Below are 22,472 nucleotides of genomic sequence, written 5' to 3'. Positions count from 1 at the left end.
CAGATGCTCCCCCCTTGGGGGAGCTCCCGGCCGACAGGCCGGGTGAGGGGGACTGAAATGCGCTTCTTGTGCGGTCCGCCCCGTCGCTGAAGGAGTCAAAGTCCCCCTCAGGCGCTTCGCGCCAGCTCCCCCAGAGGGGGAGCATCTGTGGCCTCGGCGCTCGTGCGATACGCTCCGTCATGAGAGGGACAGGCCGCCGTCGACGATCAGGGTCTGGCCGTGGACGTAGGCCGCGAGCGGCGAGGCCAGGAAGAGGGCCGCGCCGGCCATGTCGGCCGGCGTGCCCATGCGGCCGGCGGGGATGGCGCGCAGGGCGCCGGCCAGGCGGTCGGGATGCTGCGTGGTGACGGCGGTGAGCTTGGTGGCCACCAGGCCCGGCGCCAGGCCGTTGACCCGGATGCCGTCGCGGGCCCAGGCCTCCCCCAGGGTCTTGGTGAGGCTGACGGCGCCGGCCTTGGAGGCGGCGTAGGCCGGGTTGCCCCGGTTGGACTGGAAGCCTGAGACCGAGCTGACGATGATGATGGAGCCCTTGGCGGCGGCCAACCGGTCGTGGAAGGCCATGGAACAGTCCATCAGGCTGTCGAGATTGACCGCCATCACCCGGTCCCAGCCTTCCGGGGCGAACTCCCCGCGCCTGTAGACCACCGTGCCCTGGCACAGGACCAGGACGTCCAGGCGCTCGGGCTTGCGCGCGGCGGCGGCGATGGCGGCGCGGTCGGCGACGTCGACACAGGCATAGGTCAGGCCGGTGAGGTCGGAGCCCTCCACCCCGTCATAGTCGCCGGCGCTCGCCCGCGTGCCCCAGACGTGGACCTGCGCGCCGCGCTGCCGGAAGCCGTGGGCGACGCCGTTGCCGATGCCGCTGGAGCCGCCCACCACCAGGACGTTCTGGCCGCTGAAGTCGAGGTCGGACATGGAGGTGCTCCCGGTGTTGCGCGGTCATCTGGCGGCGACTGTCGCGGCGTCACGCAACGGGAAAGCTAGGCCGGGGCGGACTCCGCCAGACCCCGGGCGCGGGCCTCGGCGGGGGCGAAATAGACCAGGCCGTCGCCCCAGTCGTAGGGGACGACGTCGGCGGGGGGCTGGGCAGGCTCGCCGCACAGGAAGGCTAGCTCCTTGGCGGTCAGCACCGGCCAGCGGTCGAAGGCCTGTTCCGGGGTGGGGTCGGGGCGCGGATCGGCGGCGGCGCCGGGCAGGGCGGCCTCGAGGCCGGCGACATATTCCTCGTAGCCGACCCAGCCGGCGACGGTGTGATCGCCATTGGGGCCACGGAAGATGACGGTGGGCAGGGCGTAGCGGTCGTGACCCTCGGAGTGCTTGAGCTCGCCGTTCATCGGGCTGTCGTGCTTGAGATTGCGCACATGGTCGTTGGGGGCGCGGGTCTCCTCCCAGTCGGCGCGGTAGGCGGCGGCGACGGCTTCGGAGGCCTGGTCGGCCCGCCAGCGGCGGTGGTCGAGGCCGCGGACGCCCTGGGTGGCGGCGTCGAACTCGTCGGGGGTCTGGGGGCCCAGGCCGAAGATGAAGATCTGCTCGCGGAAGCGGCGCAGCACGGCGTGGGCGACCTCCTGGCCCTGCAGCTCGGCGGCCTTGACCGCCTGGCCCAGGGGATCGGTGGACTGCAGCATCAGGTGCATGGGGTTGGGATAGGGCATGCCGGTGAGCGCCCAGACCCGCTTCCAGTAGGCCCGCATGGGAACCGCGGCGCCGACCCGGTCCCAGGCGTCCTTGCCGGCGGCCGCATTTCCCACCAGGCCGCCCATGACCTTGCGCCAGGTGAGATGGTGGCCGTGGCGCCAGTCCAGCCGGCGCAGCAACGGCTCGGCGCCCCAGGCGGTGGAGCAGACGGCGTCGGTGTATTCGATCGCCTCGATGCGGCCGCTCATGGCGTGGTCCTTCCCTTAGCCGGCCCTCTTTCGGGGCCATGGCCAAGGTCTAGCACATTCAGGCCGGGGGCAGATTCTGGATTTGGATCGCCGTGAAGGCGTTCACCTGGGCCGGGGTCATGGCCGCGACATTGGTGGCCGAGAGCTGGCGCACCTGGGTGACGCTCAGCCGCGGGATCTGGGTCGGGGTGAAGGCCGTCACCTGGGTGGTGGCCAGCGCCGCGATCACCGTGGTGGACAGGGCGCCGATCTGGGCGGCGGGCAGGGCCGCGATCTGGGTGGTGGTGAAGGCGTCGAACTGGGTGGGCGCGATGGCCGTCAGCTGGCTGGCGCTGAGGCCGGCGATCTGGGTTGCGCCCAGGGATCCGAACGCGGTGCTGGAGAGCCCGAACAGGTTGGTGGTGGAGAGCGCCCCCACCTGGCCGGCGGTGAGCGAGGTCAGCTGGGTGGCCGTCAGTTCGGCGAAGTCCGTGGCGCCGAGGCTGCGCACATTGTTGATGCTGATGCCCTGGACCTGGGTGGTGGTCAGGCCCGCGACCTGGGTCGAGGTCAGGGCCGAGAGGTTGGTGGCCGACAGGCCGCTCATCTGGCTGGAGGACAGGGCCGAGACCTGCAGCGATGTCAGGGACGCCACGGCCTCGGTGGAGAAGGCGTTGATCTGCCCCGCCGACATGGCCCGCAACTGCACGAAGTTGAACTCGCCGATGTCGGTGGCCGAGAGCCCCGAGAGCTGGGTCGCCGTCAGGCCCTGGACCTGGGTGGTGGTGAGGTCGGCCACCTGGGTCTGGGTGAGCGAGCCGAGGTTGGTCGCCGACAGGCCGCCGAGCTGGGCGCCCGTCAGGCTGTCGATCTGGGTCTCGCTGAAGCGGCCGAAGTCGGTGGCCGACAGGCCGCCGAGCGCCGTGGCGCTGACCCCCTTGAGCTGGGTCGCCGAGAGCCAGCCGAGCTGGGTGTCGTTGAGGGCCGCCAGGCCGGTGGCCGACATCGCGCCGATCTGGGCGCTGCTGAGCGCCGCGAACTGGGTGTCGAACAGGGCCGGCAGGGCGGTGGCGGAGAAGGAGCCGAACTGGGCCGGGGTCAGGGCCGCGATCTGGGTGGCGGTGAACTCCTGCACGTCGCCCGCGCCGAGGCTGCGCACCTGGAAGGCGGTGAGGCCCTGGAGCTGGGTGGTGCTGAGTTGCTGGATCACCGTGGCGTTGAGGCCGGCGACATTGGTGGCCGAAAGCGACCCGATCTGGGGCGCCGTCAGGCTGACGATCTGGGTGGTGCTGAACCGGGCGAAGTCGGTGGTGGACAGGCCGCCGAGCTGGGTGGCGCTGAGCCCCTTCACCAGGGTGGGGGTGAGCGCCGCGAACTGGGTGGCCGACAGCGAGGTCAGGTTGGTGACCGACAGGCCGCCGAGTTGGGCCGGGGTGAGGGCGGCGACCTGGACGCCGCTGAACTCGGCGAAGTCGGTGGCCGACAGCCCGCCCATCTGGGTGGCGGTGAAGCCGGCCGACTGGGTGGTGGTCAGGCTCTGGATCTCGGTCTGGTCCAGGGAGGCGAGATTGGTCGCCGAGAGCGAGGCCAACTGGGCGGCGCTGAAGGCGGCGATCTGGCCCGAGGTGAACTTGTCGAAGTCGTCGGCCGCCAGGCTCTTGACCTGGGTGGTGGTCAGGCCCGCCACCTGGGTGGTGGTGAGCGAGGAGACCTGGGTGGTGTCCAGGGCGCCGAGCGCCGTGACCGAGAGGCCGGCGACCTGGGTGGCCGACAGGGCCGAGATGGCCCCGCCGCTGAGGGCCGCGAGGTTGGTGGCGGTGACCGCGCCGATCTGGGTGGCCGACAGGGCGCCGATCTGGGTCGCCGTGAACCGGCCGATGGTGGTGGCGTCGATGTCCCGCAGCTGCAGCGGGTTGAGCCCCTTGACCTGGGTGGTGGAGAGGGAGGCCACCTCGGTGGCGTCCAGCTGGGCCAGGTGGGTGGTGGAAAAGACGCCGAGCTGGGTGGCGGTGAAGGCGCCGAGCTGGGTCTGGTCGAACTCGTCGATGTCGGCGGTGCTGAGCCCCTTGATCTGGGTGGTGGTGAGTCCCTTGATCTGGGTGGCGTTGAGCGCGCTGATCTGGGTGGCCGACAGGGTCGACAGGCCGGTGGCCGACAGCCCGGCCAGCTGGGTTCCGGCCAGGGCGGCGATCCTGGTGTCCAGGGCCGCGAGCTGGGTGGTGCTGAAGCCGCCCACCTGGGAGGCGCTCATGGCCACGAGCTGGGCGGTGTCGAACACCACCGAGGCGGCGAAGTGGGCGATCTGGGTGGCCTTCAGGCCCTTGACCTGGGTCGCCGACAGGGCCGCCACCTGGGTGACGCCCAGGGCCTCGATGCCGGTCGCGCTGATGGCGCCCACCTGGGTCGAGGTGAGCTGGGCCATCTTGGTGGTCGACAGCGGCGCGAGCGTGGTCACCGACAGGGCGGAGATCTGCGCGGCCGAGAGGTAAGAGATCGGCATGGGGCGATCCTAGCCGATCACGCTTAAGCGTTGATCAACTGGCGGGCGAATCTTTGCAGATCAAGGCTATGGGCGGCGCCGACGCGGCGCAATGCGGCCCTTGGGCCTCAGCTCACCAGGTCGCGCACCATGGTCTTGCGGGCCATCCAGAAGATGGCCGCGCCCAGCAGGCCGAACAGCGAGGTGAGGATCAGAGACCAGCGCAGGCCCTCGGATTCGCCGAGCCCGCCCAGGGTCGCCAGGCCGTCGCTGAGCGCGCCCACGAACAGCGGCCCGAGCCCCAGGCCGATGAGGTTGAGCACCAGCAGCAGCAGGGCCGCGGCGGTGGCCCGGGTGTGGGCGGGCACCACGCTCTGGGCGGTGGCGAAGACCGGGCCGTACCAGAGGGAGCCCAGGACGCTGGGGATGATGGTGAGCCAGAGCGCGGTCATCGGGGCGTCGACGGTGTAGATGAAGTAGTAGGAGGGCAGGGCCAGCACCGCGGCCAGGGCCGGGACCACGGCGTAGCCGCGGACGTCGCGGCGGGCGGCGATGTCGGCGAACCAGCCCCCCAGCACGGTGCCGATCATGCCGGCGATCCCGCCGATCAGGCCAAGCGCCAGGCCGAGATAGCCGGCGGACTTCAGGCCGTAGGGGGCGGCCAGGGCGGTGAGCTGGTCGCCGTGCAGGCGCATGAAGAAGGCGGCGTTGAAGGCGCCCTGGCCGTAGCCGACGAAGGCCATCATGCCGGCGCCCACCGCCATCAGCCAGAAGGTGGGCTTGGTCGCCAGCTCCCGCAGGGCGGCGGCGAGCGGCGGGGCGGCCTGCGCCTGGCTGGCGGCCACCCCGGTCATGAACTTGCGCGGCTCCTTCAGGAAGACCCCGGCCACCAGGGCCAGGACCAGGCCCGGCGCCCCGGCCACCAGGAAGGCGGTGCGCCAGCCATAGGCGTCGGCGATCAGCCCCCCCATCACCAGGCCCAGCAGGGTGCCGATGGGGATGCCCAGGGAATAGGTGGCCAGCGCCGAGGCGCGCTTTTCCTTGGGCGTATAGTCGGCGATCAGGGAGTGGGCGCAGGGGTTGCAGCCGGCCTCGCCGAACCCGACCCCCATGCGGGCCACCAGCATCTGCGGGAAGGTCTGGGCCCGGCCGCTGAGCAGGGTGAACAGACTCCACAGCGCCATGGAGCCGGCGATGATCCAGGGCCGCGAGAACCGCTCGGCCAGGCGGGCGATGGGGATGCCCAGGGTCGTGTAGAAGATCGCGAAGGCCAGACCCGTCAGCATGCCGAGCTGCCAGTCGGCCAGGCCCAGGTCGCGCTTGATGGGCTCGGCCAGGATCGACACCACCTGCCGGTCGAGGAAGGACAGGATGTAGGCGCCCAGCAGCACAGCGAGGGCGAAGGCCCGGTAGCGGGCGTCGAAGGGAGAGCGGGCCTCGGCCTCCGGCGCGGCCGGGGTGACGGCGTCGACCATGGTCTTCTCTCCCTTATTTTTTATCGTTGGTGTCAGATTGGCTCAGTTGTGGGCGCCGCGCCACCGCCCTTGACCGGCTGTCGACAGACGCCTCGAAGTGACGCACCCCTTCGCCGCCTCGCGCGTTGACGCTGCCGACCACACAAGGATTGCCATGGCCGCTTCCCGCCCCCTGCTCGCCACCAGCGCCTGCGCTCTCGCGCTGGCCGCGTGCAACCAGCAATCCGCCACGCCGGCGACCCCGTCGGCCCAGTTCCCCGCCACCCTGCCCGCGGCGCCCGCCTCGGTTCCTGCAGAGGATCCCAACGCGCCGGTGGAGGCGCCCGCCCCGGGCTCGCCGGCAGGCCTGCCCGACGACCGCACGCCGATCTCCGAGGCGCCCTTCACCCCGCAGAGCGCCCAGGGCGCGGCCGACGTGGTGCAGACCTATTTCGCCCTGATCGGGGAGAAGAAGTACGCGCAGGCCTGGTCGCTCTGGGCGGCCGGCGGCGCGGCCAGCGGCATGACCGCCGCCGAGTTCGCCGCCAGCTTCGACAAGTATTCCCAGTACCACGGCAATGTCGGCGCGCCGGGCCAGATGGAGGGGGCGGCGGGGTCGTCCTATGTCGAGGTCCCCGCCATCGCCTACGGCCGGCTGAAGACCGGCGAGCCGTTCAACCTGAAGGGCCCGATCACCTTGAAGCGGGTCAACGACGTGCCCGGCTCCACGGCCGAGCAGCGCAGGTGGCATATCCAGACCAGCGGGATGAAGCCCGTGCCCCAGCCGTAGAGTTGTTCCCGTCTCGAATGAATCGAAACGGGGCTCCAGAGCCCTTTCCGATCTGATTGCTTCAATCAGCTCGGATAAAAAGGGCGATTATATACTTTGCAAACCCGATGATCTGAGCTACAAGATTCCTACAAGGAATCAAGCTCATGTCCGTTCTCGCCCGCCCCTACTTCCACGATGAACAAGCCGCCTTCGACCTGGTGGAAGCGACCATCTGGCCGCAAGGTCCGGTGTGCCCCAAGTGCGGCGGTTTCGAGCGCATCACGGCCATCAAGCCGAACCCTGAGAAGCGCGTCCGCTACGGCCTCAAGAAGTGCGGCCAGTGCAAGAGCCAGTTCACGGTTCGCATGGGCACGATCTTCGAGGAGTCCAAACTGCCCCTGACGAAGTGGCTGCAAGCGATCTTCCTGATGACCGCCAGCAAGAAGGGCGTTTCCTCCCACCAGCTGCACCGCACCCTTGAAGTGACCTACAAGACGGCGTGGTTCCTGAGCCATCGTATCCGCGAGGCCATGCGCTCGGGTGAGCTTGCCCCGTTCGGTTCTGACGGCGGCGTGGTCGAGGTGGATGAAACCTTCATCGGCATCCGCAAGGGCGCGACCCCTAAGCAGGGCATCGGCCACAAGATGAAGGTTCTGAGCCTCCTAGAGCGCAACACCGGCGCCAAGCGTTCGATGGTTCTGGATGACATGAAGCCCGCCACCATCGCCGCCCTGGTGAGCGCCAACGTCGCCCACGAGGCGCACCTGATGACCGATCAGGCCGACCACTACGTTCGCGTCGGCAAGACCTTCGCCGCCCACGAGTCCACCAACCACAGCAAGGGCGAGTACGTCCGGTACTCCACCCCCGTCATCCACACCAACACCGTCGAAGGCTCGTTCAGCATCTTCAAGCGCGGCATGAAGGGCGTCTATCAGCACTGCGGCGAGCAACACCTGCATCGCTACCTCGCCGAGTTCGACTTCCGGTATTCCAACCGTGCGGCGCTGGGCGTGGATGACACGCAACGGGCCATGACGGCGCTGCAAGGCGTCGTCGGCAAGCGCCTGAGCTATCGAGGGGGAGCTAACAGTCGGCTCCAAAAATAAGCAGCCTAGACGAAGGCGGAAGAATCAGCGCTGGCGGACCAAATGAGGAACGAATCGCTACCCTACCGCATCCGTGGATCAAAAGAAAGCTAGCGGAACAGGCGCCGATTGACTAAGTTGTCAAGTGTCCCCGGGGCGACCGAAGCCCAACGCTTGCGTCGGACTCTTATGTAGGACGCCCTGGGGCCGCCTTTTTTCCTAACCGCCGATCCACAACGTGTTTCGTCGGCATAAAGAGCCAGTGTCGATAGGGATGCGTCCAGCGATCTGACGGACCGTAGTGACAGGCGGTGCCGACCCCAACATTGAAGTTGGGATAGATTTTCCGGATTTCCGCATTGATCTCCTTATACAGCCGCTCCTTTGCGACCGTCCTTTTGCCTCGTCGACGCTTGCCCTTCGGTATATCTTTCAGCTTCTCGTTCAGTCTGGAGGACATTGAGCCGAGGATCAGGTCTAGCCCCTGAATAATTACGTGCTTCTCTGAATCGACATCAGAGATGAAGTCGCGCGGGATGTAGATGTTGTCCCTGCGCATCAACCCGGAATTAGGAATGCGGCATAGGTAGTCCTTGAAGCGCTCAACGCGCTCTATGCTGTCGGGTATTTTGTCAGGGAGCACCCGAACAATTACAGCCTGATAGGGGTTGTGATCGGAATACTTTAGACCAAAAGCGTGCTTGATAAACTGATAGTAGAGTAAAAAGTATTGATCGTCGAAATGGCGTTGCTCTAAGTTTGTCGGAACACGCAAGTTTTGCGTGAACATTATTCGTACCTTTAGCCGCGACGTCGAGACATATGTAAAATAGTACTTTATGAACTCGATGTACCGGTCGACGGACGTCTGGTCGACGAATTGCCATTTCACTTCGTGAATAAGGCCAAGCTCGGCCTTTTTGGCTTCTAGCTCTCGACTAATCCGCTGTTGCTCCTCAGCCGCCAGAAGCACCCCGCCAAAGAAATTCGAGTAAAATCGACCCTTCTTTTCGGATTCGTCCGCATAGATTATGTAGTGTTTGTCGCTCATGGGAGTTTCAAATGACTGACGCGCCCGAAAAGAGTCAATCCGACAAATTCCGCGACCTCGCTCGCCAGCTAGAGGCCGACGAAGACCCCACGCACTTCGAGGAAACCTTGAAGAAGATCGCGACGAAGGTGCCTTCCGCGCCAGAAGCCGAGCAAGACAAGTGAGCGCCGAAACGGTCGTTCTGATCGTCGCGGTCGTCGGCGGCTATCTGATGCTCAAACGGATAACCGATCTCCTGACGGAGATTCGGAACCTGCTGGACTACGCGTCAAAGCGTTCACCGCCGCCTCCGAGCGACCCGCACTTCTAGGTGCGACAGGTTGCGGTATCTGAATACCGTGGTACTATAATACCATGAACATGAACGACCCCCTTATCCGCCTTGCGTCAGCAAACGTTCCAGCAGACTTCTCTGCAATGCTAGCTGGTCGGACAAAGCGTCTTCGAACTCCGCAGCCAGCAGATCACCGAACTCTGGGGTCATTCCTTCGAAGCTTTGGACTGACGCTTGTCCGAGGTAGCTGGGGCGTATCACAGCGTCGAAGTCCGAGAGTTTAAGACCCTTCTCGAAATATTGGGACGCAAACAGCCGGGCGATCATCTGCTGGGTCACCATCAGGTTCGCCGCCAGCTTAACTTGGCTCGGTTCGATCATTTACGTCCCCTTTTCAGAGAGCAGCGTTACCTCGATTCCCAGCGAGTTTGCAAAGTATATAATCGCCATAAAAAGGGCTCTAATTCAAAAAGTTAGAGCATTTTTCGATCCGATAGCCGTTTCACACTTATCGGAAAATGCTCTAGGGTCCTGACTTGGTCGCTATTCCTGATCGGCTGAGGCAGGCGCCCCCAGATCTCAGCGGCCGCGGACGGCGCTGAGCAGGAAGAGCAGCAGCACCGCGCCGAGGGTGGCGATCACCAGGCTGCCGACGACGCCGCCGAAGCTGATGCCCATGGCGCCGGCGATGAAGCTCCCCAGCAGGGCCCCCACCAGGCCGACGATCATGTTGGTGAGCAGGCCATGCTTGCGGCCCATAAATTGTTCGGCGATCCACCCGGCCAGAATGCCGATGATGATCGCCCCGAGAATGCCTACGCCGTTCATGGTCTTAGCTCCCTGTTTCCTGACGGGGAGGGGAACGCCGGGGTGCGGCCGAGGTTCAGTCGCCCGGCGCGAAGGCCTTCGGGCCGGGCGCCGGTCGCCGCGACAGGACCAGCAAGAGGTCCGTCCGGGGGCGCGCGCCCAACAGGCTTGAGGTGGATCAAGACATCGGGGTCGGGTTCGGGGATACTCGCGCCCTTGGCCTGGAGACCTCAATGCCGCGTAACGTCCTGACCTGCCTTGTGATGGCCGCCGCGCTCGGCCTGGCCGGCCACGCCCTGGCCCAGGACGCGGCCACCGACGAGTCCGCCGACCGAGGCCATGAGCTGGTCCTGAAGAACTGCGGCCAGTGCCACGCCACGGGGACCACCGATCTCAGCCCCAATCCCGCCGCGCCGCTGTTCCGCGACCTGCACAAGCGCTATCCGATCGACAGCCTGGGGGAGGCCCTGGCCGAGGGCATCATGGTGGGGCACCCGCAGATGCCGGAGTTCAAGTTCTCGCCCGAGGACGTGAACGCCATCTCCGACTACCTAACCCGCATCCAGACCCGGCAGGGCGCCGAGGGCGATCCCGGGACCCCCACCAAGAACTAGAGCGCGTCAGGCGGAAGTGGATACCGGTTCCGCCGCCCGACGCGCTCTAATCTTTTGAATCTAGACCCTGACCTGATCGACCCAGCGGCGCAGTAGGCCGAGATCGGCCACGCCGGCATGGTTGGCGGCGATCTTGCCGCCCTGGAACAGGAACAGGGCCGGGATGCCGCGCACCCCGTATTCCGCCGAGAGCTGGGGATTGGCGTCGACGTCGATCTTCACGAACCGGGCCCTGGGCTCCAGCTCGGCGCAGGCCTTGGCGAAGGTGGGCGCCATGGCGTGGCAGGGGCCGCACCAGTCGGCCCAGAAGTCGGCGATGACCGGGATGCTGCTGCCGGCCACGTGCTTCTTGAAGCGGGCGCCGGTGAGATTGGCCGGCTGGCCGTCGAACAGGGGCTGGTGGCACTTGCCACACTTGCCCGCCTTGGCGTCGCGCTCGGGGGGCAGGCGGTTCACGGCGTCGCAGTGGACGCAGACGATCTGGACGGACATGGCGGTCTCCTCGGGCGGCTAACGCGGGGAGCCATAGATAGGCGCCGTGGGCTGGCGCGCCATGCGCCAGGTCAAGGGGGCGCGCAGAGCCGGCCGTCCTCGGCGACCCAGGCCTCCGCCTCCGGAGCCACCACCACGACAGGGGCGAAGCCGCCGCCAGGCGTGCGGAAATTGGTGGTCTGGCCGCTGTAGAGCCGGGCGGCCGCCAGCAGGGTCTTGCCGCCATAGGTGTAGAGCCGCACGTCCATCTTGCGCACCTGCGGGTCGCCTTCGATGCGCACCCGCCGTTCGCTGGGGGCGGCGAAGGCCTGGGCGATGTAGTCGCCCGCCGTCACCGTGGCCCAGGCGCCGCGGGTGATCTTGTCGCCGCGATAGACCGCCTTGCCGGCGTGGCCGGCGGCCGGCTTGAAGAACAGCGATTTTCGCTCGCTCCAGAGGGCCTCGGCGTTGGCCGGGGTCACCAGGCGCGCGCGGGGCAGGCCCGCCAGGGCCGCGATCAGGTCGGGCGCGACGCCCAGGCGCGCCAGCTGCTCGGGATCCGACAACAGGGCGAGGTTGCGCTTGTCGGCCAGCAGGGCGTGGTTGCGCGGGTTGGGGGTCACCACCACCGCGCCGGCGAGATAGGCCTCCCGCAGGGCGGCGGTCTGCGGGGTCTCCAGCCCGAAGTCGCAGTGGCGGTTATAGACCAGGTCGATGGGCAGGCCGCCGGCGGTGAGACGGCCTTCGGAGACCCGAAGCTCGGAGGGGTCGACGATCAGGGCCTCGATCCCGCGCCGCTCGAAGAAGGCCTGGGCCAGCAGGAACTCGGGATAGAGGTACTGGCCCTCCGGGGCCTCGTCGACGATGGCCACCAGGGCGGGCTTGCCCGTCCGGCCCTGCAGGCGCCACTCGGCCTCGAACATCGCCCAGACCGCATCCTCGAAATCGGCCAGGGGCCGGGGCGCGGTCACCGCGGCGACCTCGGGACAGCAGGCGGCCAAGGCCTGGGCCAGGAGGGCGTTGAGGAAGCCGCCGCCGGCGTTGGTGTTGACCTCGATCAGCTTGGGGCCGGCCGGCGTCAGGTGGAAGTCGTAACCCATGAAGGCGCCGCGCGGGCCGGTGGCGATGCGGGCGGCCTGCGGCGCCCAGGCCAGGACCGCGTCCTGGAAGGCCGGAACCTCCGCGACGGACTCGATGGCGGCGACCACCGCCTCCATCTCGCTCACCTGCGCCTGGGACAGGAAGGCCGGGCCGGTGGAGAAGAGGTTGGGGCGGTCCTGGGCCAGGGCCTGGCCGGAGATCACCCCGGCCGCCGCCTCGTCCACCGCGCGCCAGACGCTGGCCTCGTCCACATCGATGCAGAAGCAGTCGCGGTTGAGGCGGTCCTGCAGGGGCCCGTCGCCCTGCGAACAGCTCGTCCTGGAATCTTCGCTCATGGGTCGGCCGTTCGGGTCTGCGGGGCTGTCGGTCATATGGGGGACGGAATCGGAGACGGGAAGGGCGGAAGGATCGCCTGAACAACCCGGGCGCGCCATGCGCCAGGTCAAGGCGGCGTCTGGAGTCGCTCCATCGCCGCCCGCGCCGTGGCGGTGAGCAGGAACATTCGGTCGAGGCGGGACGGGAAGGGTTGGAAGCCGAAGGTCTGGTAGAAGGCCGCCGCGCGGGCGTCCTTGGCGTCCACCAGGATGGCGAATATGCCCAGGCGGGTCCCCGCCTCCAGGACGCGCCCGATGGCGTCGGCCAGGAGCAGGTCCCCCATACCCTGACCGCGGACACGCGCGTCGCGGGCCAGACGGCCGATCAGCGCCGCGGGAATGGCGTCATAGCGCGGCAGCTTGTCGGCCAGGGCCGGCGGCAAGTCTGTGATGGCGAGGCTGAAGGCGCCGAGGCTGTAGAAGCCGACGATCCCCAGGTCGTCATCCACGGCGACGAAGACGCGAGCGACATCGCGGCGCGTGTCCTGCCCCGCCTGACGCCGAAACCAGGCGTCGAGATCGTCCTGGCCGCAGCTGAAGGCGCGACGATCATGTGTCCTGGCGAGGGGCTGGATCGTGAGGCCCAAGGCTCAGCCCAACTGGTCACGGCGCCGACGCAGCGCGGCGACGAGCCGATCGGTGGGTTCGGGCGGGTTCGTCACCGCCTCTAGGAAGGCCTCGCGATCGGCGCCGGTCAGCACCATCCGCTCATGCTCGTCCAGCACCCGGCGGGCGCCCTCATAGGCCAGATCGCCCGCTGTCAGGCCGCTGACCGCCATGGCGCGCTGGATGAGTTCCTTGGCCGACGCCGCGACGCGCAGCTCGATCCGTTCTTTCTTCAGCTCGCGCGCGGCGGTCATGGCGGCATCCCTTCAGGGTCTGCAATGTACGGCAAAACGCCGTGCCGAACAAGGCGCATCAGATCAAGCCGTCAGGTCTGCGCCGTCCTTGCGCAGCAGGGTGTGGGTCAGGCTGCCGGCGGGCAGGGGCGCGAGGATCTCCGCCTGGGGCCGGGCCAAGGTCAGCCAGTCCAGGCCCGCCTTGGGGGCGAGCGGGATGATCCCGCGGTCGTGATAGGGGGCGAGGTCGGGGCCCGGCCGGGTGGTCAGCAGGGCAAAGCAGCCGTCCTTGACGATCCCGGCCATCCAGAACCAGTCGTGGCCGGCCAGCCTGAACTCATGGCGGTCCTTGAGCTTCACCCTGGGCGCCTCCGGGGCCGTGTACTCATAGAAGGCGTCGGCGAAGACCAGGACGCGGTCGTTGCGGGAAAAGTCGCGGTTCTCCGAGACGAAGTTGAACACCGGCTTGCCGCCGGGACCGGGCCAGGCCCAGGGCGTCATGGAGCCCACCAGCCGGTTCTCCGAGAGCCGGAAGATCGGGGCGGTGTCGCGGATCCTGACGCTGGCCTTGCCCGACAGGTCGTTGGGGGTGTGGTCGTTCTCCCAGGCGAACAGCGGGCTGTCGCCATAGACCTGCGCGAACTCGGCCAGCAACTCGTCGAGGGACTTCTTGCGGGCGTACTCGTTGCACACGGGCCCGTCAGTCCACGCACATGCCCGGGCCGAGATGGCCCTTCACCACGGTGGTGAAGCAGCCGCAGGGATCGGAATTGGCCTGGCACTGGCCGGTCACGGCGGCGGCCGGATCGGCGGGGGTCTCGCCACGATAGAGGCAGCGGCCCTGGCAGTCGGACTTGTCGGAGCAGGTCTTGCCGGCGTCGGCATAGGCGATGACGCAGGCGGGCCTCTGCATGCGGCAGACCGGGCGGACGGTTCCGCCCCTGGCGGCGCAGGCCGCGACGTCCGGCGTGGAGGCTTGCGTCGATGGGGCCGGGGCGGGGGGCGGGGCGCAGGCGACGAGCACCGTCATCAGCAGGGCGGCGAGGGCGGCTTTCAGCATGGGACGCTCCGGAATCGTGAACCGATCGCCAGTCTATCCCATCAGCCTGGCGCAGGCTTGGGCCATGCGCTCGCCAAGACCCTCGCCGAACTGCGGGAAGAGGTGGGGCTCGGTGGCCTCCATGCCTAGATTTCCCGTCGCGGGAAAATTCACTTGTTTCCCGTCTCGGGAAATGTCATGTTTGTAGCGTGAGGATTGTCGCTCAGAGCTCGCTCCAGGACTTCTGGGAAGCGCACCCCGACGCCGAGGCGCCGCTTCGTCTTTGGCTCGCCGTCGCCAGGAAGGCGGACTGGAAGTCGATGGGTGATGTGCAGGCGCGTTGGTCCAAAGCCAAGGTCTTGAACGGAGAGCGGGTCCGCTTCGAGGTGGCTGGGGGCGACTACAGGATGATTTGTGCGGTCCAGTTCAAGGCGCAGATCGTCTGGGTGAAGTTCATCGGGACACATGCCCAGTACGACCGGATCGATGCGCTGACAGTGGATATGTTTTAGGGAAAGCGAGCATGGAACCGAGGCTTATCCATAACGCCGTCGAACACCGAGCCGCCTTGGACGAAATCCAACGGCTGTGGGACGCGGAAGACCCGGACGACCAACAACGCCTTGTCGATTGGGGTGTCCTTGTCGATATCTATGAGGCCAGCCTGATCAAGCCAGCGGTTGGACTCGATCCTATCGCCGTGATCCTCGCGGAAATGAAGATGAACGGTCGAACCCGCGCAGACCTTGCGGCGGTGGTCGGTCAATCCCGAGCCACCGAGATCGTTCAACGCAAGCGCCCCTTAACGCTGCAAATGATCCGCGCCCTCAATCGCGCCTGGGGGATTCCGGCCGAACTCCTGATCCCGGAGTATCGGCTAACCGCGGCATAGGCTGGACGGGGCTCAGCGGCAGCCGGCGGGTTGAGCCTGCATGCCGCTCAGTCGTTGCGCCTCTCCGCCGTCGTCAGGCAGTCGGCGCAGGTCAGGTAGGCGATCCGCTTCAGGAAACGATCTCTTCGCGGATGGTGCGCCGGGCCAGCCAGAACAGGCCGGTGGCGATGAAGCCCAGGAAGGCCGAGAGGATAAGCGCCCAGCGGACGCCCTCCGCCGAGCCCAGGGCCAGCGGCCCGTTGGCCAGGACGTCGGAGAGGATGCCGACGAACAGCGGCCCCAGGCCCAGGCCCACCAGGTTGATGATGAAGATCAGGATCGAGGCCGAGGTGGCGCGCATCTGGGGCGGCACCAGGCTCTGGGCGCTGGAATAGACCGGCCCGTACCAGAGCGAGCCCAGCAGGCCGGGCAGGATCAGCAGCCACAGGGCCCAGAAGGCCGAGGGCAGCAGGATGGCGGTGGCGTAGATGAAGGGCGAGATCAGCGAGGCGACGGCCGGGACGCTCATATAGGCGCGGATGTCGCGCTTGGCCGCCCAGTCGGCGATGGCCCCGCCGGCCCAGGACGAGATGATCCCCGCCGTGCCGCCCATCAGGCCCAGGGCCAGACCCAGGAAGCCCACCGAACCCAGGCCGAACCTGTCGGCCATCTGGGCCACCTCCTCGGCGTGGTTGCGCAGGAAGAAGGAGGCGGTGAAGGGGGCGTGGCCGTAGCCGATGAAGGCCTTCACGGCGGCGCCGAAGGCGATGAACCAGAAGACCGGCTTGCCGCGCAGGTATTTCAGGGTGGCGGCGAAGTGGCCCTTGCCCGGCGCGTGGGCCGCGGCGGCCGCGGCGCTCATGGCCTTGCGCGGCTCCTTCATGGTGAGGAAGACCACCACGGTGAAGATCAGGCCCGGCACGCCGGCCAGCAGGAAGGCGGTGCGCCAGCCGTAGGCGTCGGCGATCAGCCCGCCCATGGCCAGGCCCAGCAGGCCCCCCAGCGGGGTGCCGATGGAGAAGAAGGCGAGCGCCGAGGCGCGTTTCTCCCTGGGCGCATAGTCGGCGATCAGGGAGTGGGCGGTCGGCGTGCAGCCCGCCTCGCCGATGCCGACCCCGATGCGGGCGCCCACCAGCTGGGCGAAGCTGGTGGCCTGGCCGCACAGCACGGTGAAGCCCGACCAGACGGCCAGCGACCCGCCGATGATCCAGACCCGGTTGAAGCTCTCGGCCAGGCGGGCGATGGGCAGGCCGAGGACGGTGTAGAAGACGGCGAAGGCCAGACCCGTCATCAGGCCCAGCTGCCAGTCGGCGAGGCCAAGGTCGTTCTTGATCGGCTCGGCCAGGATGGTGACGATCTGCCGGTCGAGGAAGTTGAGCGTGTAGACCGCCAGCAGGATGACCAGGGCGTAGCGGCGATAGGCGTCAGAGACCAGGGGCACGGCGGGAGCCGTGGGCTCGGAAATCGTGGCGCCGATGGGGGCCGGGGCGGATGCCTCGGTCATGATGGGGTTTCCTCGGATTTTTTTGATCGTTGCGGACACTAGACGGCGCCTTCGCGCTCAAGCCAATAGCGGCTGCGTGATCAAGGAGATTGACCCATGGAACTGGTGATCGGGACGAAGCGGTGGTCGAGCTGGTCGATGCGACCCTGGCTTGTGCTGAAGCGCTCGGGGACGCCCTTCACTGAAACCCTGGTCGATCTGCGGCAGGAGAACAACCAGACCTACGAGGCCATCCGGCCGCTCTCGAAATCGGGCCTGGTCCCGGCCCTGAAGCACGGCGACCTGCTGGTCTGGGATTCCCTGGCGATCTGCGAGTACCTGGCCGAGAAGCTGCCGGCCGCCAAGCTGTGGCCTGCCGATCCGGTCGCCCGGGCGCTGGGCCGCTCGGCGGCCGCGGAGATGCATTCGGGCTTCCAGGCCCTGCGCCAGGAATGCCCCATGGCCCTGGAGATCGCGCCCCGCGCGGTGGCGCTCTCCGAGGCCGCTACCCGGAACGTCGCCCGGGTCACCGAACTGTTCGACGACCTACTGGGGAAGTTCGGCGGCCCCTTCCTGCTGGGGGACTGGTCCATCGCCGACGCCTTCTACGCGCCGGTGGCGACCCGCTTCCGCACCTATGGGATCAAGGTCGACGGCGCGGCGGGCGCCTACGTCGAGCGCCTGCTGGCGACGCCGGAGGTCCTGGCCTGGGAGGCCGCGGCCAAGGCCGAAACCTAAGAATGGTCCACCGGGGATGACGCTGGTTTGTGTGGTTCGCGTGGTTCGTGGTTCTCTTCCTCGACCTTGAGCGGCGTCGAGGATTGAGAGCGCGACCATGGACCTGATGATCAACGGCCAGACGCGGCGGGTCACCGCCGAGCCCACCGACAACCTGCTGGATGTGCTGCGCAATGAGCTTGGCCTCACCGGGCCGCGGTTCGGCTGCGGGACGGGGCAGTGCGGGGCCTGCTCGGTGCTGGTGGACGGCCAGGACGTGGCGGCCTGTCAGTTGGAGGTGGGCAACCTCGAGGGCAAGTCCATCGTCACGGTGGAGGGGCTGGGGACCCCGGACGCGCCCCATCTCTTGCAGACCGCCTTCCTGGAATTGCAGGCGGGCCAGTGCGGCTTCTGCCTGTCGGGCATATTGGTGGGCGCCAAGGGGCTGCTGGATCGCAACCCGAACCCGACGCGACAGGAAGTGGCCCAGGCCCTGGCCTGGCATCTGTGCCGCTGCGGGGCGCACAACCGGGTGATGGACGCGGTGTTGCTGGCGGCAAGCCGCATGAACGCGGAGCCGGTCCGGTGATCCCCCCCGGCCTGCAGGCCAATCCCAGCCTCGACCGCTGGGTCGGGTTCCCGGCGCCCGGCGTCGTCCGCATCGCCTTCGGCAAGGTGGAGTACGGCCAGGGGGCGCTGACGGCGCTGGCTCAGATCGCCGCCGAGGAACTGGACGTGGCCATGCCTCAAGTGGAGGTGGCCAATGCGGCCACCGGCGCCGTGCCCGACGAGGGGATGACGGTGGGCTCCATGTCCGTGGAGGTCTCCGGCGCCTCGGTGCGGGCGGCCTGCGCCGAGGTCCGGGCCCTGTTCGTGGCCGAGGCCTGCCGGCGGCTCGACTGCGCACCCGGCCAGATCGACATCCGCGACGGCGCCTTCCGGCTGGACGGCGCGCCGAGCGGGGAGACCTACTGGACGCTGAGCCCCGCCATCGACCTGGCCCAACCGCCGAGCGGGACCGCGCGCTGGAAGTCCCAGGACCAGCACCGGCTGGTAGGGACGAGCGCGCCGCGCCTGGACCTGCCAGCCAAGATGTTCGGCGGGGGCTTTATCCAGGACGTCGTCCTGCCGGGGATGCGGCATGCCCGCGTGCTGCGCCAACCGGGGCCGACGGCGAGGCTGGCCTTCCTCGACGAGGCCGCGGCCTGGAAGGCGGCGGGGGACGCCGATCTCGACATCCTGACCGAGGGGTCCTTCGTGGCCTTCATCTCCTCCAGCGAGGCGGCGGCGGCCCGCGCGCACGCCGCCGCCGAACCGACCACCCGCTGGGACACGCCGCGCGACCTGCCGCCCCAGGTCACCGAGGCGGCGTCCCTGAAGGACATGGCTTCCACCGAGCTGGAGGAGGGCGCGCCGGTCGGCGGACCGTCCAACCGCCGCCGGCTGCAGGCGGCCTATTCGCGGCCCTATATCGCCCACGCCTCCATGTCGCCCTCCTGCGGGATCGCCTGGTTCGAGGAGGGCCGGCTGAGGGTCTGGACCCACGCCCAGGGGGTCTATCCGCCGAGGCTTCAGATCGCCCGCATCACCGGGCTTCCGCCCGAGGCCATCGAGATGGAGCACGCCCAGGGGGCGGGCTGCTACGGCCACAACGGGGCGGAGGACGCGGCCTATGACGCGGCCTTCATCGCCAGCCGCCGGCCGGGCGCGCCGATCCGGGTGCAGTGGCGGCGCGAGGACGAGTTCGGCCACTCGCCGGTGGGCACCGCCATGCGGGTCGAGATGACCGCCGAACTGGACGCCGCCGGGCGGCTGGCCGACTGGACCACGGAGATCTGGACCAATCTGCACGTCAATCGCGGCCGCACCCTGATCGAGCCCGCCCTGCCCCAGGGGCCGCCGGACCTGCCGCCCCCCAACCAGGCCACGGCCTTCGGCGGGCGGCTGAACGCCGCGCCCTCCTATGACATCCCCGCCGTGCGGGTGAAGGAGCACCTGGTGATCAATTCGCCGGTGCGGACCTCGTCCCTGCGGGGTCTGGGCGGGCCGGTGAACACCTATGCCGGGGAGTGCTTCCTGGACGAGCTCGCGCAGGCGGCCGGAAAGGATCCCCTGGCCTTCCGCCTGGAGATGCTGAGCGAGCCCCGCGCCCGGGCGGTGGTGGAGCGGATCGGCGCGGTCTGCGGCTGGGACCGGCGCGGACCGGGCGGAGAGGGGCGGGGCCTGGGCCTGGCCTATGACCGCCATCGCGACCGCGGCGCCTTCGTGGCGGTGGCGGCCCGGGTCAGCGTCGATGAGGAGGTGCGGCTGGAGCACCTGTGGTGCGTGGCCGACGCGGGCCTGATCATCAATCCAGACGGGGCGAAGAACCAGATCGAGGGCGGCATGATCATGGCCGCGAGCTGGGCCCTGAAGGAGCAGGTGAGGCTGGAGGGCGCCGGCGTGGCCTCGGTGACCTGGGAGGACTATCCGATCCTGCGCTTCGATGAGGTTCCGTCGGTGGAGGTGGAGCTGATCGTCCCGCCGGGCGCCCCGCCCCTGGGGATCGGGGAGATTTCGCTCGGCCCCTGCCTGGCGGCCATCGGCAACGCCGTGGCCCATGCCCTGGGCGCGCGTCTGCGGGACCTGCCCTATACGCGGGATCGGATCGCGCGGGCCCTGCTGGCCGACTAGGGGCCGGGCTGGAGGGACGCCGACAGGGCGCGCCTCTCCCCGGATCGTCATCTTCGGGCTTGTCCCGAAGATCCATAGACGCCGTGGAGCCGGTGAGGCTCGGCGGGGACGCGAGGGTCTCCTGCGGACAGGCGGAGATCATGGATCCTCGGGACAAGAGCCCGAGGATGACGGTGTAAATCTTGGGCGGCCTACGGCGTCGGAGCCTGCGGCTCAGCCGCCGTAGGAGCGGGAGCCGCCGCCGAAGCCGCCGCGGGAGATGATGGAGCTGCGGCTCTGGACCCGGGCGGGCGCGCCGGCCTTGGGGGCGTCGAAGCTGTCGGCGCTGACCCGGGTGCGGCCGGTAAGGTAGTCGCGCGAAACCGGATAGCCGCTGCCGCCCGTATAGCCGCCGTAGCGATCGCGATACATCGGCGCACCGCGATAGCCGCCCATGTTGTTCATGGCCTGGCCGATGATGAAGCCGGTGAGCAGGGGGGTGAAGAAGCTGCCGCCCTGACCCTGCCTGGGCACGCACTGGTCGACGCCGTAGCGTTCCTCGCAACTCTGCTGGTCGCCGAACTTCGGCGCGTTCTCGGCGCTGGCCTTCTGCGCCTCCTGGAAGGCCGTCTGGCACTGCACGGCGGTGAAGCTACCGGACGCCTCGCAGGCCGCCAGGCTCTCGAAGGAGGCGGCCTCCACCGACCGGCCCGAGCTGGCGGCGGGGGGATCCCCCCACTGGGCGGCGGTGGGCGTGTTGTCGCAGGCCGAGATGGAGATGGCCGAACCGGCCATCAGGCCGGTGAGGGTGACGGCGCTGGAGCGCTTGCGCGGGCGGGGGGCGGTCATGGGCGCTTCAGGAGGTCATGCAGGCGGCGTTGAGGAAGCCGACCGCGAGTGAGATGCTCATCAGATAGACCCCGGCGGCGATCTCGCCGCGCTCGATGCGGGCGCTGACGTCCTTCATCACCATCATGCGGATCAGGGTGAAGGCGGCGATCTGGATGACGCCGGCCAGCGCCGCCCAGGCGCAGAACTCGATGAGGGTGATGGTGTGGGAGAGCGCCGAGGCCAGCGGGATGACATAGCCCAGCAGGGCGCCGCCCAGCGCGACGGCCGCGGCGGTGTTGCCCTCGCGGATCAGCTTGGCCTCGTTGTAGGGGGTCACCCACTGGTAGATGACCTTGAAGGCCAGGGTGAACAGGCCGGCGGCGACGAAGGCGATCAGGAAGGCCACCGCGCTGGCGGCGAAGCCGTAGAGGTCGAACATCTCAGCTATGTCTCCAACAGGTTCAGGCCTTGAACTCGCCGACCTCGAGGGGGACGCCGAGCATGACCTCGAACGACACCTCGCCGTCCTCGGTCTCCTGCTCGATGGCTAGCAGAAGCTCGCGCGCCTCGCCCGGCAATTCTCGGGAAAACAGCATGCAGGTCTGGAAGATCCGCCGGTCGGGGACCCCGTCGCGGTCGTCGTGCAGGTCTTCCCAGAAGGTCACCGGGTCCTGGCTCTCGGCCTCGTCGCCAAACCAGAAGCGGGTGTAGTCGGGCAGGCCCGAGGCGGTGAAGGTCCGCGCCCGCAGGCGCTTGGCCCAGGCCTCGCGGTCGGCGCGGCCGCCCGGATAGGCGCTTTCCCAGGGCACGAAGACGGTGATGTCGTTGACCCTCTGGCCCTCGCGGTCGTCGGAGACGGCCTGAAACATGGCGTGGTCGTCGGTGTAGAATCGATGGACGAAGCCGCCGTCCTTCAGGTCCACCAGGCCCTGGGCGGTGATCTCCAGGGTGTCGCGGTCCAGGGGGAATCGGCGCTCCGAGCCCAGCCGGCGCCAGGCCAGGGTGTCGAGCCAGACCGTGCGGCCCAGGGTGACATTGCGGATCGCCGGCAGGGCCGAGGCCGGGGCGGCCTCCTTGCGGCCGAAGAGCTTACCGAACATGACGCTGACCCGCAGGAAGACTGATCTCTTATCTAGGATAGGGATCGCCCGTGCAAAAGGGCGAAGCTGGCCCTCGACGGCTGGCGCCCGGCCACCCATCTTGTATGAACCTGTTTCCACCGAAGGATCGCCTGATGACGCAGACCGCTTGGACTGTTCGCTCCCTGAAGACCGCCCTGGACGCGGCCAGCAAGGAGGGGGAAGCCCTCGCCGCCCGCGTGGTGGAGGGCGCCGACCCCGTACTGCTGGTGACCATGCCCGACGCCGGCGACCTGGAGATCTTCGTCAGCGTCAGCGACCAGCAGATCGCCGCCTCGGTCCTGCTGTGGCCGGTGGACGAGCAGGAAGACCGCCACGCCTTCAACGAATTCCTGCTGAAGGCCCAGAAGCTGGTGCCGCTGTCGAACTTCGGGATCACCACGGTGGCCGACCGCGACTTCTATGAACTGTTCGGCGAGCTGGCCACGACCTCGTCCCTCGAGGACATCCTGATCGAGCTGCGCATGCTGGCCGAGAACGCCCTTGAGGCGGCCTCCGACCTGCGCTCCTCCTTCTCCCCCGCCGCCTGACCCCAAGCCTCTGGAGCCTTACCC

The 22,472-nt window shown here is 68.3% G+C and carries 28 protein-coding genes; 11 read left to right on the top strand and 17 right to left on the bottom strand.

Annotated elements, in window-relative coordinates:
- Positions 1-177 precede the first annotated feature (177 nt).
- The 4 genes from Q7T09_RS15375 to Q7T09_RS15360 all read right to left on the bottom strand — a co-directional run bounded on the left by Q7T09_RS15375 (position 178) and on the right by Q7T09_RS15360 (position 5,816).
- Positions 178-915: an SDR family NAD(P)-dependent oxidoreductase gene (locus tag Q7T09_RS15375; protein WP_304700834.1), complete on the bottom strand. Its 738-nt coding sequence runs from the start codon at positions 913-915 to the stop codon at positions 178-180.
- A 65-nt stretch (positions 916-980) separates the two neighbouring features.
- Positions 981-1,883, bottom strand: a complete 903-nt coding sequence (locus Q7T09_RS15370; protein WP_304700832.1) for a DsbA family protein — start codon at positions 1,881-1,883, stop codon at positions 981-983.
- A gap of 58 nt (positions 1,884-1,941) precedes the next feature.
- Positions 1,942-4,362: a hypothetical protein gene (locus Q7T09_RS15365; RefSeq protein ID WP_304700830.1), complete on the bottom strand. Its 2,421-nt coding sequence runs from the start codon at positions 4,360-4,362 to the stop codon at positions 1,942-1,944.
- 107 nt (positions 4,363-4,469) lie between these two features.
- Positions 4,470-5,816, bottom strand: coding sequence for an MFS transporter (locus Q7T09_RS15360; protein WP_304700829.1), 1,347 nt, complete (start codon positions 5,814-5,816; stop codon positions 4,470-4,472).
- Between the two features lie 154 nt (positions 5,817-5,970).
- Between Q7T09_RS15360 and Q7T09_RS15355 the strand changes: the two genes are divergently transcribed.
- Positions 5,971-6,585, top strand: coding sequence for a hypothetical protein (locus Q7T09_RS15355; RefSeq protein WP_304700828.1), 615 nt, complete (start codon positions 5,971-5,973; stop codon positions 6,583-6,585).
- Positions 6,586-6,731: 146 nt separating this feature from the next.
- Positions 6,732-7,676 carry an IS1595 family transposase gene (locus Q7T09_RS15350; RefSeq protein ID WP_304700826.1) on the top strand — a complete coding sequence of 315 codons (945 nt, stop codon included), beginning with the start codon at positions 6,732-6,734 and terminating at the stop codon, positions 7,674-7,676.
- 166 nt (positions 7,677-7,842) lie between these two features.
- Here Q7T09_RS15350 and Q7T09_RS15345 read toward each other — a convergent pair whose 3' ends face one another.
- Positions 7,843-8,706, bottom strand: a complete 864-nt coding sequence (locus tag Q7T09_RS15345) for a DUF3800 domain-containing protein (RefSeq protein WP_304700824.1) — start codon at positions 8,704-8,706, stop codon at positions 7,843-7,845.
- Between the two features lie 11 nt (positions 8,707-8,717).
- Between Q7T09_RS15345 and Q7T09_RS15340 the strand changes: the two genes are divergently transcribed.
- Positions 8,718-8,870 (top strand): hypothetical protein, encoded by a 153-nt coding sequence (locus tag Q7T09_RS15340; RefSeq protein ID WP_304700823.1) that lies wholly within the window; start codon positions 8,718-8,720, stop codon positions 8,868-8,870.
- Positions 8,867-9,016, top strand: coding sequence for a hypothetical protein (locus Q7T09_RS15335; RefSeq protein WP_304700822.1), 150 nt, complete (start codon positions 8,867-8,869; stop codon positions 9,014-9,016). The genes Q7T09_RS15340 and Q7T09_RS15335 overlap by 4 nt, the downstream gene beginning before the upstream one ends.
- Before the next feature lie 63 nt (positions 9,017-9,079).
- Here Q7T09_RS15335 and Q7T09_RS15330 read toward each other — a convergent pair whose 3' ends face one another.
- Both Q7T09_RS15330 and Q7T09_RS15325 read right to left on the bottom strand, forming a co-directional pair.
- Positions 9,080-9,361 carry a hypothetical protein gene (locus Q7T09_RS15330; RefSeq protein WP_304700821.1) on the bottom strand — a complete coding sequence of 94 codons (282 nt, stop codon included), beginning with the start codon at positions 9,359-9,361 and terminating at the stop codon, positions 9,080-9,082.
- A 198-nt stretch (positions 9,362-9,559) separates the two neighbouring features.
- Positions 9,560-9,808, bottom strand: a complete 249-nt coding sequence (locus Q7T09_RS15325; RefSeq protein ID WP_304700820.1) for a GlsB/YeaQ/YmgE family stress response membrane protein — start codon at positions 9,806-9,808, stop codon at positions 9,560-9,562.
- A 212-nt stretch (positions 9,809-10,020) separates the two neighbouring features.
- Here Q7T09_RS15325 and Q7T09_RS15320 point away from each other — a divergent pair, with 212 nt between their 5' ends.
- Positions 10,021-10,401, top strand: a complete 381-nt coding sequence (locus Q7T09_RS15320) for a cytochrome c (protein WP_304700819.1) — start codon at positions 10,021-10,023, stop codon at positions 10,399-10,401.
- 60 nt (positions 10,402-10,461) lie between these two features.
- Here Q7T09_RS15320 and trxC read toward each other — a convergent pair whose 3' ends face one another.
- The 6 genes from trxC to Q7T09_RS15290 all read right to left on the bottom strand — a co-directional run bounded on the left by trxC (position 10,462) and on the right by Q7T09_RS15290 (position 14,246).
- Positions 10,462-10,893: a thioredoxin TrxC gene (trxC, locus tag Q7T09_RS15315; RefSeq protein ID WP_304700817.1), complete on the bottom strand. Its 432-nt coding sequence runs from the start codon at positions 10,891-10,893 to the stop codon at positions 10,462-10,464.
- 71 nt (positions 10,894-10,964) lie between these two features.
- A complete protein-coding gene (locus Q7T09_RS15310; RefSeq protein WP_304700816.1) occupies positions 10,965-12,308 on the bottom strand; it encodes a hypothetical protein in 1,344 nt (447 codons plus the stop codon).
- 107 nt (positions 12,309-12,415) lie between these two features.
- A complete protein-coding gene (locus tag Q7T09_RS15305) occupies positions 12,416-12,934 on the bottom strand; it encodes a GNAT family N-acetyltransferase (RefSeq protein WP_304700815.1) in 519 nt (172 codons plus the stop codon).
- Positions 12,935-12,937: 3 nt separating this feature from the next.
- On the bottom strand, positions 12,938-13,207 hold the full coding sequence (locus tag Q7T09_RS15300) for a DUF1778 domain-containing protein (protein WP_304700813.1): 270 nt from the start codon (positions 13,205-13,207) through the stop codon (positions 12,938-12,940).
- A gap of 63 nt (positions 13,208-13,270) precedes the next feature.
- On the bottom strand, positions 13,271-13,879 hold the full coding sequence (locus Q7T09_RS15295; RefSeq protein WP_304700812.1) for an SOS response-associated peptidase family protein: 609 nt from the start codon (positions 13,877-13,879) through the stop codon (positions 13,271-13,273).
- A gap of 7 nt (positions 13,880-13,886) precedes the next feature.
- Positions 13,887-14,246 (bottom strand): hypothetical protein, encoded by a 360-nt coding sequence (locus Q7T09_RS15290; RefSeq protein WP_304700811.1) that lies wholly within the window; start codon positions 14,244-14,246, stop codon positions 13,887-13,889.
- Positions 14,247-14,434: 188 nt separating this feature from the next.
- On the opposite strand from Q7T09_RS15290, the gene Q7T09_RS15285 reads away from it, so the two are divergent.
- Both Q7T09_RS15285 and Q7T09_RS15280 read left to right on the top strand, forming a co-directional pair.
- The gene (locus tag Q7T09_RS15285) at positions 14,435-14,737 is read left to right on the top strand and encodes a type II toxin-antitoxin system HigB family toxin (protein WP_304700810.1); all 303 of its coding nucleotides are present in this window, start codon (positions 14,435-14,437) and stop codon (positions 14,735-14,737) included.
- Positions 14,738-14,748: 11 nt separating this feature from the next.
- Complete coding sequence (locus tag Q7T09_RS15280) at positions 14,749-15,117, top strand: type II toxin-antitoxin system HigA family antitoxin (RefSeq protein ID WP_304700809.1); 369 nt, start codon at positions 14,749-14,751, stop codon at positions 15,115-15,117.
- A 109-nt stretch (positions 15,118-15,226) separates the two neighbouring features.
- Here Q7T09_RS15280 and Q7T09_RS15275 read toward each other — a convergent pair whose 3' ends face one another.
- Complete coding sequence (locus tag Q7T09_RS15275; RefSeq protein ID WP_304700808.1) at positions 15,227-16,600, bottom strand: MFS transporter; 1,374 nt, start codon at positions 16,598-16,600, stop codon at positions 15,227-15,229.
- Positions 16,601-16,696: 96 nt separating this feature from the next.
- On the opposite strand from Q7T09_RS15275, the gene Q7T09_RS15270 reads away from it, so the two are divergent.
- The 3 genes from Q7T09_RS15270 to Q7T09_RS15260 all read left to right on the top strand — a co-directional run bounded on the left by Q7T09_RS15270 (position 16,697) and on the right by Q7T09_RS15260 (position 19,969).
- On the top strand, positions 16,697-17,317 hold the full coding sequence (locus tag Q7T09_RS15270) for a glutathione S-transferase family protein (protein WP_304700807.1): 621 nt from the start codon (positions 16,697-16,699) through the stop codon (positions 17,315-17,317).
- A gap of 97 nt (positions 17,318-17,414) precedes the next feature.
- Positions 17,415-17,885 (top strand): (2Fe-2S)-binding protein, encoded by a 471-nt coding sequence (locus Q7T09_RS15265; RefSeq protein ID WP_304700806.1) that lies wholly within the window; start codon positions 17,415-17,417, stop codon positions 17,883-17,885.
- Positions 17,882-19,969 (top strand): molybdopterin cofactor-binding domain-containing protein, encoded by a 2,088-nt coding sequence (locus tag Q7T09_RS15260; protein ID WP_304700804.1) that lies wholly within the window; start codon positions 17,882-17,884, stop codon positions 19,967-19,969. The genes Q7T09_RS15265 and Q7T09_RS15260 overlap by 4 nt, the downstream gene beginning before the upstream one ends.
- 213 nt (positions 19,970-20,182) lie before the next feature.
- On the opposite strand, the gene Q7T09_RS15255 is transcribed toward Q7T09_RS15260, so the two are convergent.
- Genes Q7T09_RS15255 through Q7T09_RS15245 form a run of 3 tightly spaced genes read right to left on the bottom strand, consistent with a single transcriptional unit; the run spans position 20,183 to position 21,879 of the window.
- Positions 20,183-20,797 (bottom strand): DUF1190 domain-containing protein, encoded by a 615-nt coding sequence (locus tag Q7T09_RS15255; RefSeq protein ID WP_304700803.1) that lies wholly within the window; start codon positions 20,795-20,797, stop codon positions 20,183-20,185.
- A 7-nt stretch (positions 20,798-20,804) separates the two neighbouring features.
- Positions 20,805-21,218, bottom strand: coding sequence for a DUF350 domain-containing protein (locus tag Q7T09_RS15250; RefSeq protein ID WP_304700802.1), 414 nt, complete (start codon positions 21,216-21,218; stop codon positions 20,805-20,807).
- Between the two features lie 22 nt (positions 21,219-21,240).
- Complete coding sequence (locus Q7T09_RS15245; RefSeq protein ID WP_304700801.1) at positions 21,241-21,879, bottom strand: DUF2491 family protein; 639 nt, start codon at positions 21,877-21,879, stop codon at positions 21,241-21,243.
- Between the two features lie 134 nt (positions 21,880-22,013).
- Between Q7T09_RS15245 and Q7T09_RS15240 the strand changes: the two genes are divergently transcribed.
- Positions 22,014-22,448, top strand: a complete 435-nt coding sequence (locus tag Q7T09_RS15240) for a YjfI family protein (protein WP_304700800.1) — start codon at positions 22,014-22,016, stop codon at positions 22,446-22,448.
- Positions 22,449-22,472 lie beyond the last annotated feature (24 nt).

Origin of the sequence: Phenylobacterium sp., from assembly GCF_030645195.1 — a bacterium.
Lineage (GTDB): Bacteria > Pseudomonadota > Alphaproteobacteria > Caulobacterales > Caulobacteraceae > Phenylobacterium.
The sequence above is the reverse complement of the archived record's forward strand: the minus strand, read 5'-3'. Positions and strand labels throughout refer to the sequence as shown.

Excerpts from the sequence above, each read along its gene's own strand:
- Q7T09_RS15375 (WP_304700834.1), bottom strand. The coding sequence starts at position 915 with ATGTCCGACCTCGACTTCAGCGGCCAGAACGTCCTGGTGGTGGGCGGC.
- Q7T09_RS15370 (WP_304700832.1), bottom strand. The coding sequence starts at position 1,883 with ATGAGCGGCCGCATCGAGGCGATCGAATACACCGACGCCGTCTGCTCC.
- Q7T09_RS15365 (WP_304700830.1), bottom strand. The coding sequence starts at position 4,362 with ATGCCGATCTCTTACCTCTCGGCCGCGCAGATCTCCGCCCTGTCGGTG.
- Q7T09_RS15360 (WP_304700829.1), bottom strand. The coding sequence starts at position 5,816 with ATGGTCGACGCCGTCACCCCGGCCGCGCCGGAGGCCGAGGCCCGCTCT.
- Q7T09_RS15355 (WP_304700828.1), top strand. The coding sequence starts at position 5,971 with ATGGCCGCTTCCCGCCCCCTGCTCGCCACCAGCGCCTGCGCTCTCGCG.
- Q7T09_RS15350 (WP_304700826.1), top strand. The coding sequence starts at position 6,732 with ATGTCCGTTCTCGCCCGCCCCTACTTCCACGATGAACAAGCCGCCTTC.
- Q7T09_RS15345 (WP_304700824.1), bottom strand. The coding sequence starts at position 8,706 with ATGAGCGACAAACACTACATAATCTATGCGGACGAATCCGAAAAGAAG.
- Q7T09_RS15340 (WP_304700823.1), top strand. The coding sequence starts at position 8,718 with ATGACTGACGCGCCCGAAAAGAGTCAATCCGACAAATTCCGCGACCTC.
- Q7T09_RS15330 (WP_304700821.1), bottom strand. The coding sequence starts at position 9,361 with ATGATCGAACCGAGCCAAGTTAAGCTGGCGGCGAACCTGATGGTGACC.
- Q7T09_RS15325 (WP_304700820.1), bottom strand. The coding sequence starts at position 9,808 with ATGAACGGCGTAGGCATTCTCGGGGCGATCATCATCGGCATTCTGGCC.
- Q7T09_RS15320 (WP_304700819.1), top strand. The coding sequence starts at position 10,021 with ATGCCGCGTAACGTCCTGACCTGCCTTGTGATGGCCGCCGCGCTCGGC.
- trxC (WP_304700817.1), bottom strand. The coding sequence starts at position 10,893 with ATGTCCGTCCAGATCGTCTGCGTCCACTGCGACGCCGTGAACCGCCTG.
- Q7T09_RS15310 (WP_304700816.1), bottom strand. The coding sequence starts at position 12,308 with ATGAGCGAAGATTCCAGGACGAGCTGTTCGCAGGGCGACGGGCCCCTG.
- Q7T09_RS15300 (WP_304700813.1), bottom strand. The coding sequence starts at position 13,207 with ATGACCGCCGCGCGCGAGCTGAAGAAAGAACGGATCGAGCTGCGCGTC.
- Q7T09_RS15290 (WP_304700811.1), bottom strand. The coding sequence starts at position 14,246 with ATGCTGAAAGCCGCCCTCGCCGCCCTGCTGATGACGGTGCTCGTCGCC.
- Q7T09_RS15280 (WP_304700809.1), top strand. The coding sequence starts at position 14,749 with ATGGAACCGAGGCTTATCCATAACGCCGTCGAACACCGAGCCGCCTTG.
- Q7T09_RS15275 (WP_304700808.1), bottom strand. The coding sequence starts at position 16,600 with ATGACCGAGGCATCCGCCCCGGCCCCCATCGGCGCCACGATTTCCGAG.
- Q7T09_RS15270 (WP_304700807.1), top strand. The coding sequence starts at position 16,697 with ATGGAACTGGTGATCGGGACGAAGCGGTGGTCGAGCTGGTCGATGCGA.
- Q7T09_RS15265 (WP_304700806.1), top strand. The coding sequence starts at position 17,415 with ATGGACCTGATGATCAACGGCCAGACGCGGCGGGTCACCGCCGAGCCC.
- Q7T09_RS15255 (WP_304700803.1), bottom strand. The coding sequence starts at position 20,797 with ATGACCGCCCCCCGCCCGCGCAAGCGCTCCAGCGCCGTCACCCTCACC.
- Q7T09_RS15250 (WP_304700802.1), bottom strand. The coding sequence starts at position 21,218 with ATGTTCGACCTCTACGGCTTCGCCGCCAGCGCGGTGGCCTTCCTGATC.
- Q7T09_RS15245 (WP_304700801.1), bottom strand. The coding sequence starts at position 21,879 with ATGTTCGGTAAGCTCTTCGGCCGCAAGGAGGCCGCCCCGGCCTCGGCC.
- Q7T09_RS15240 (WP_304700800.1), top strand. The coding sequence starts at position 22,014 with ATGACGCAGACCGCTTGGACTGTTCGCTCCCTGAAGACCGCCCTGGAC.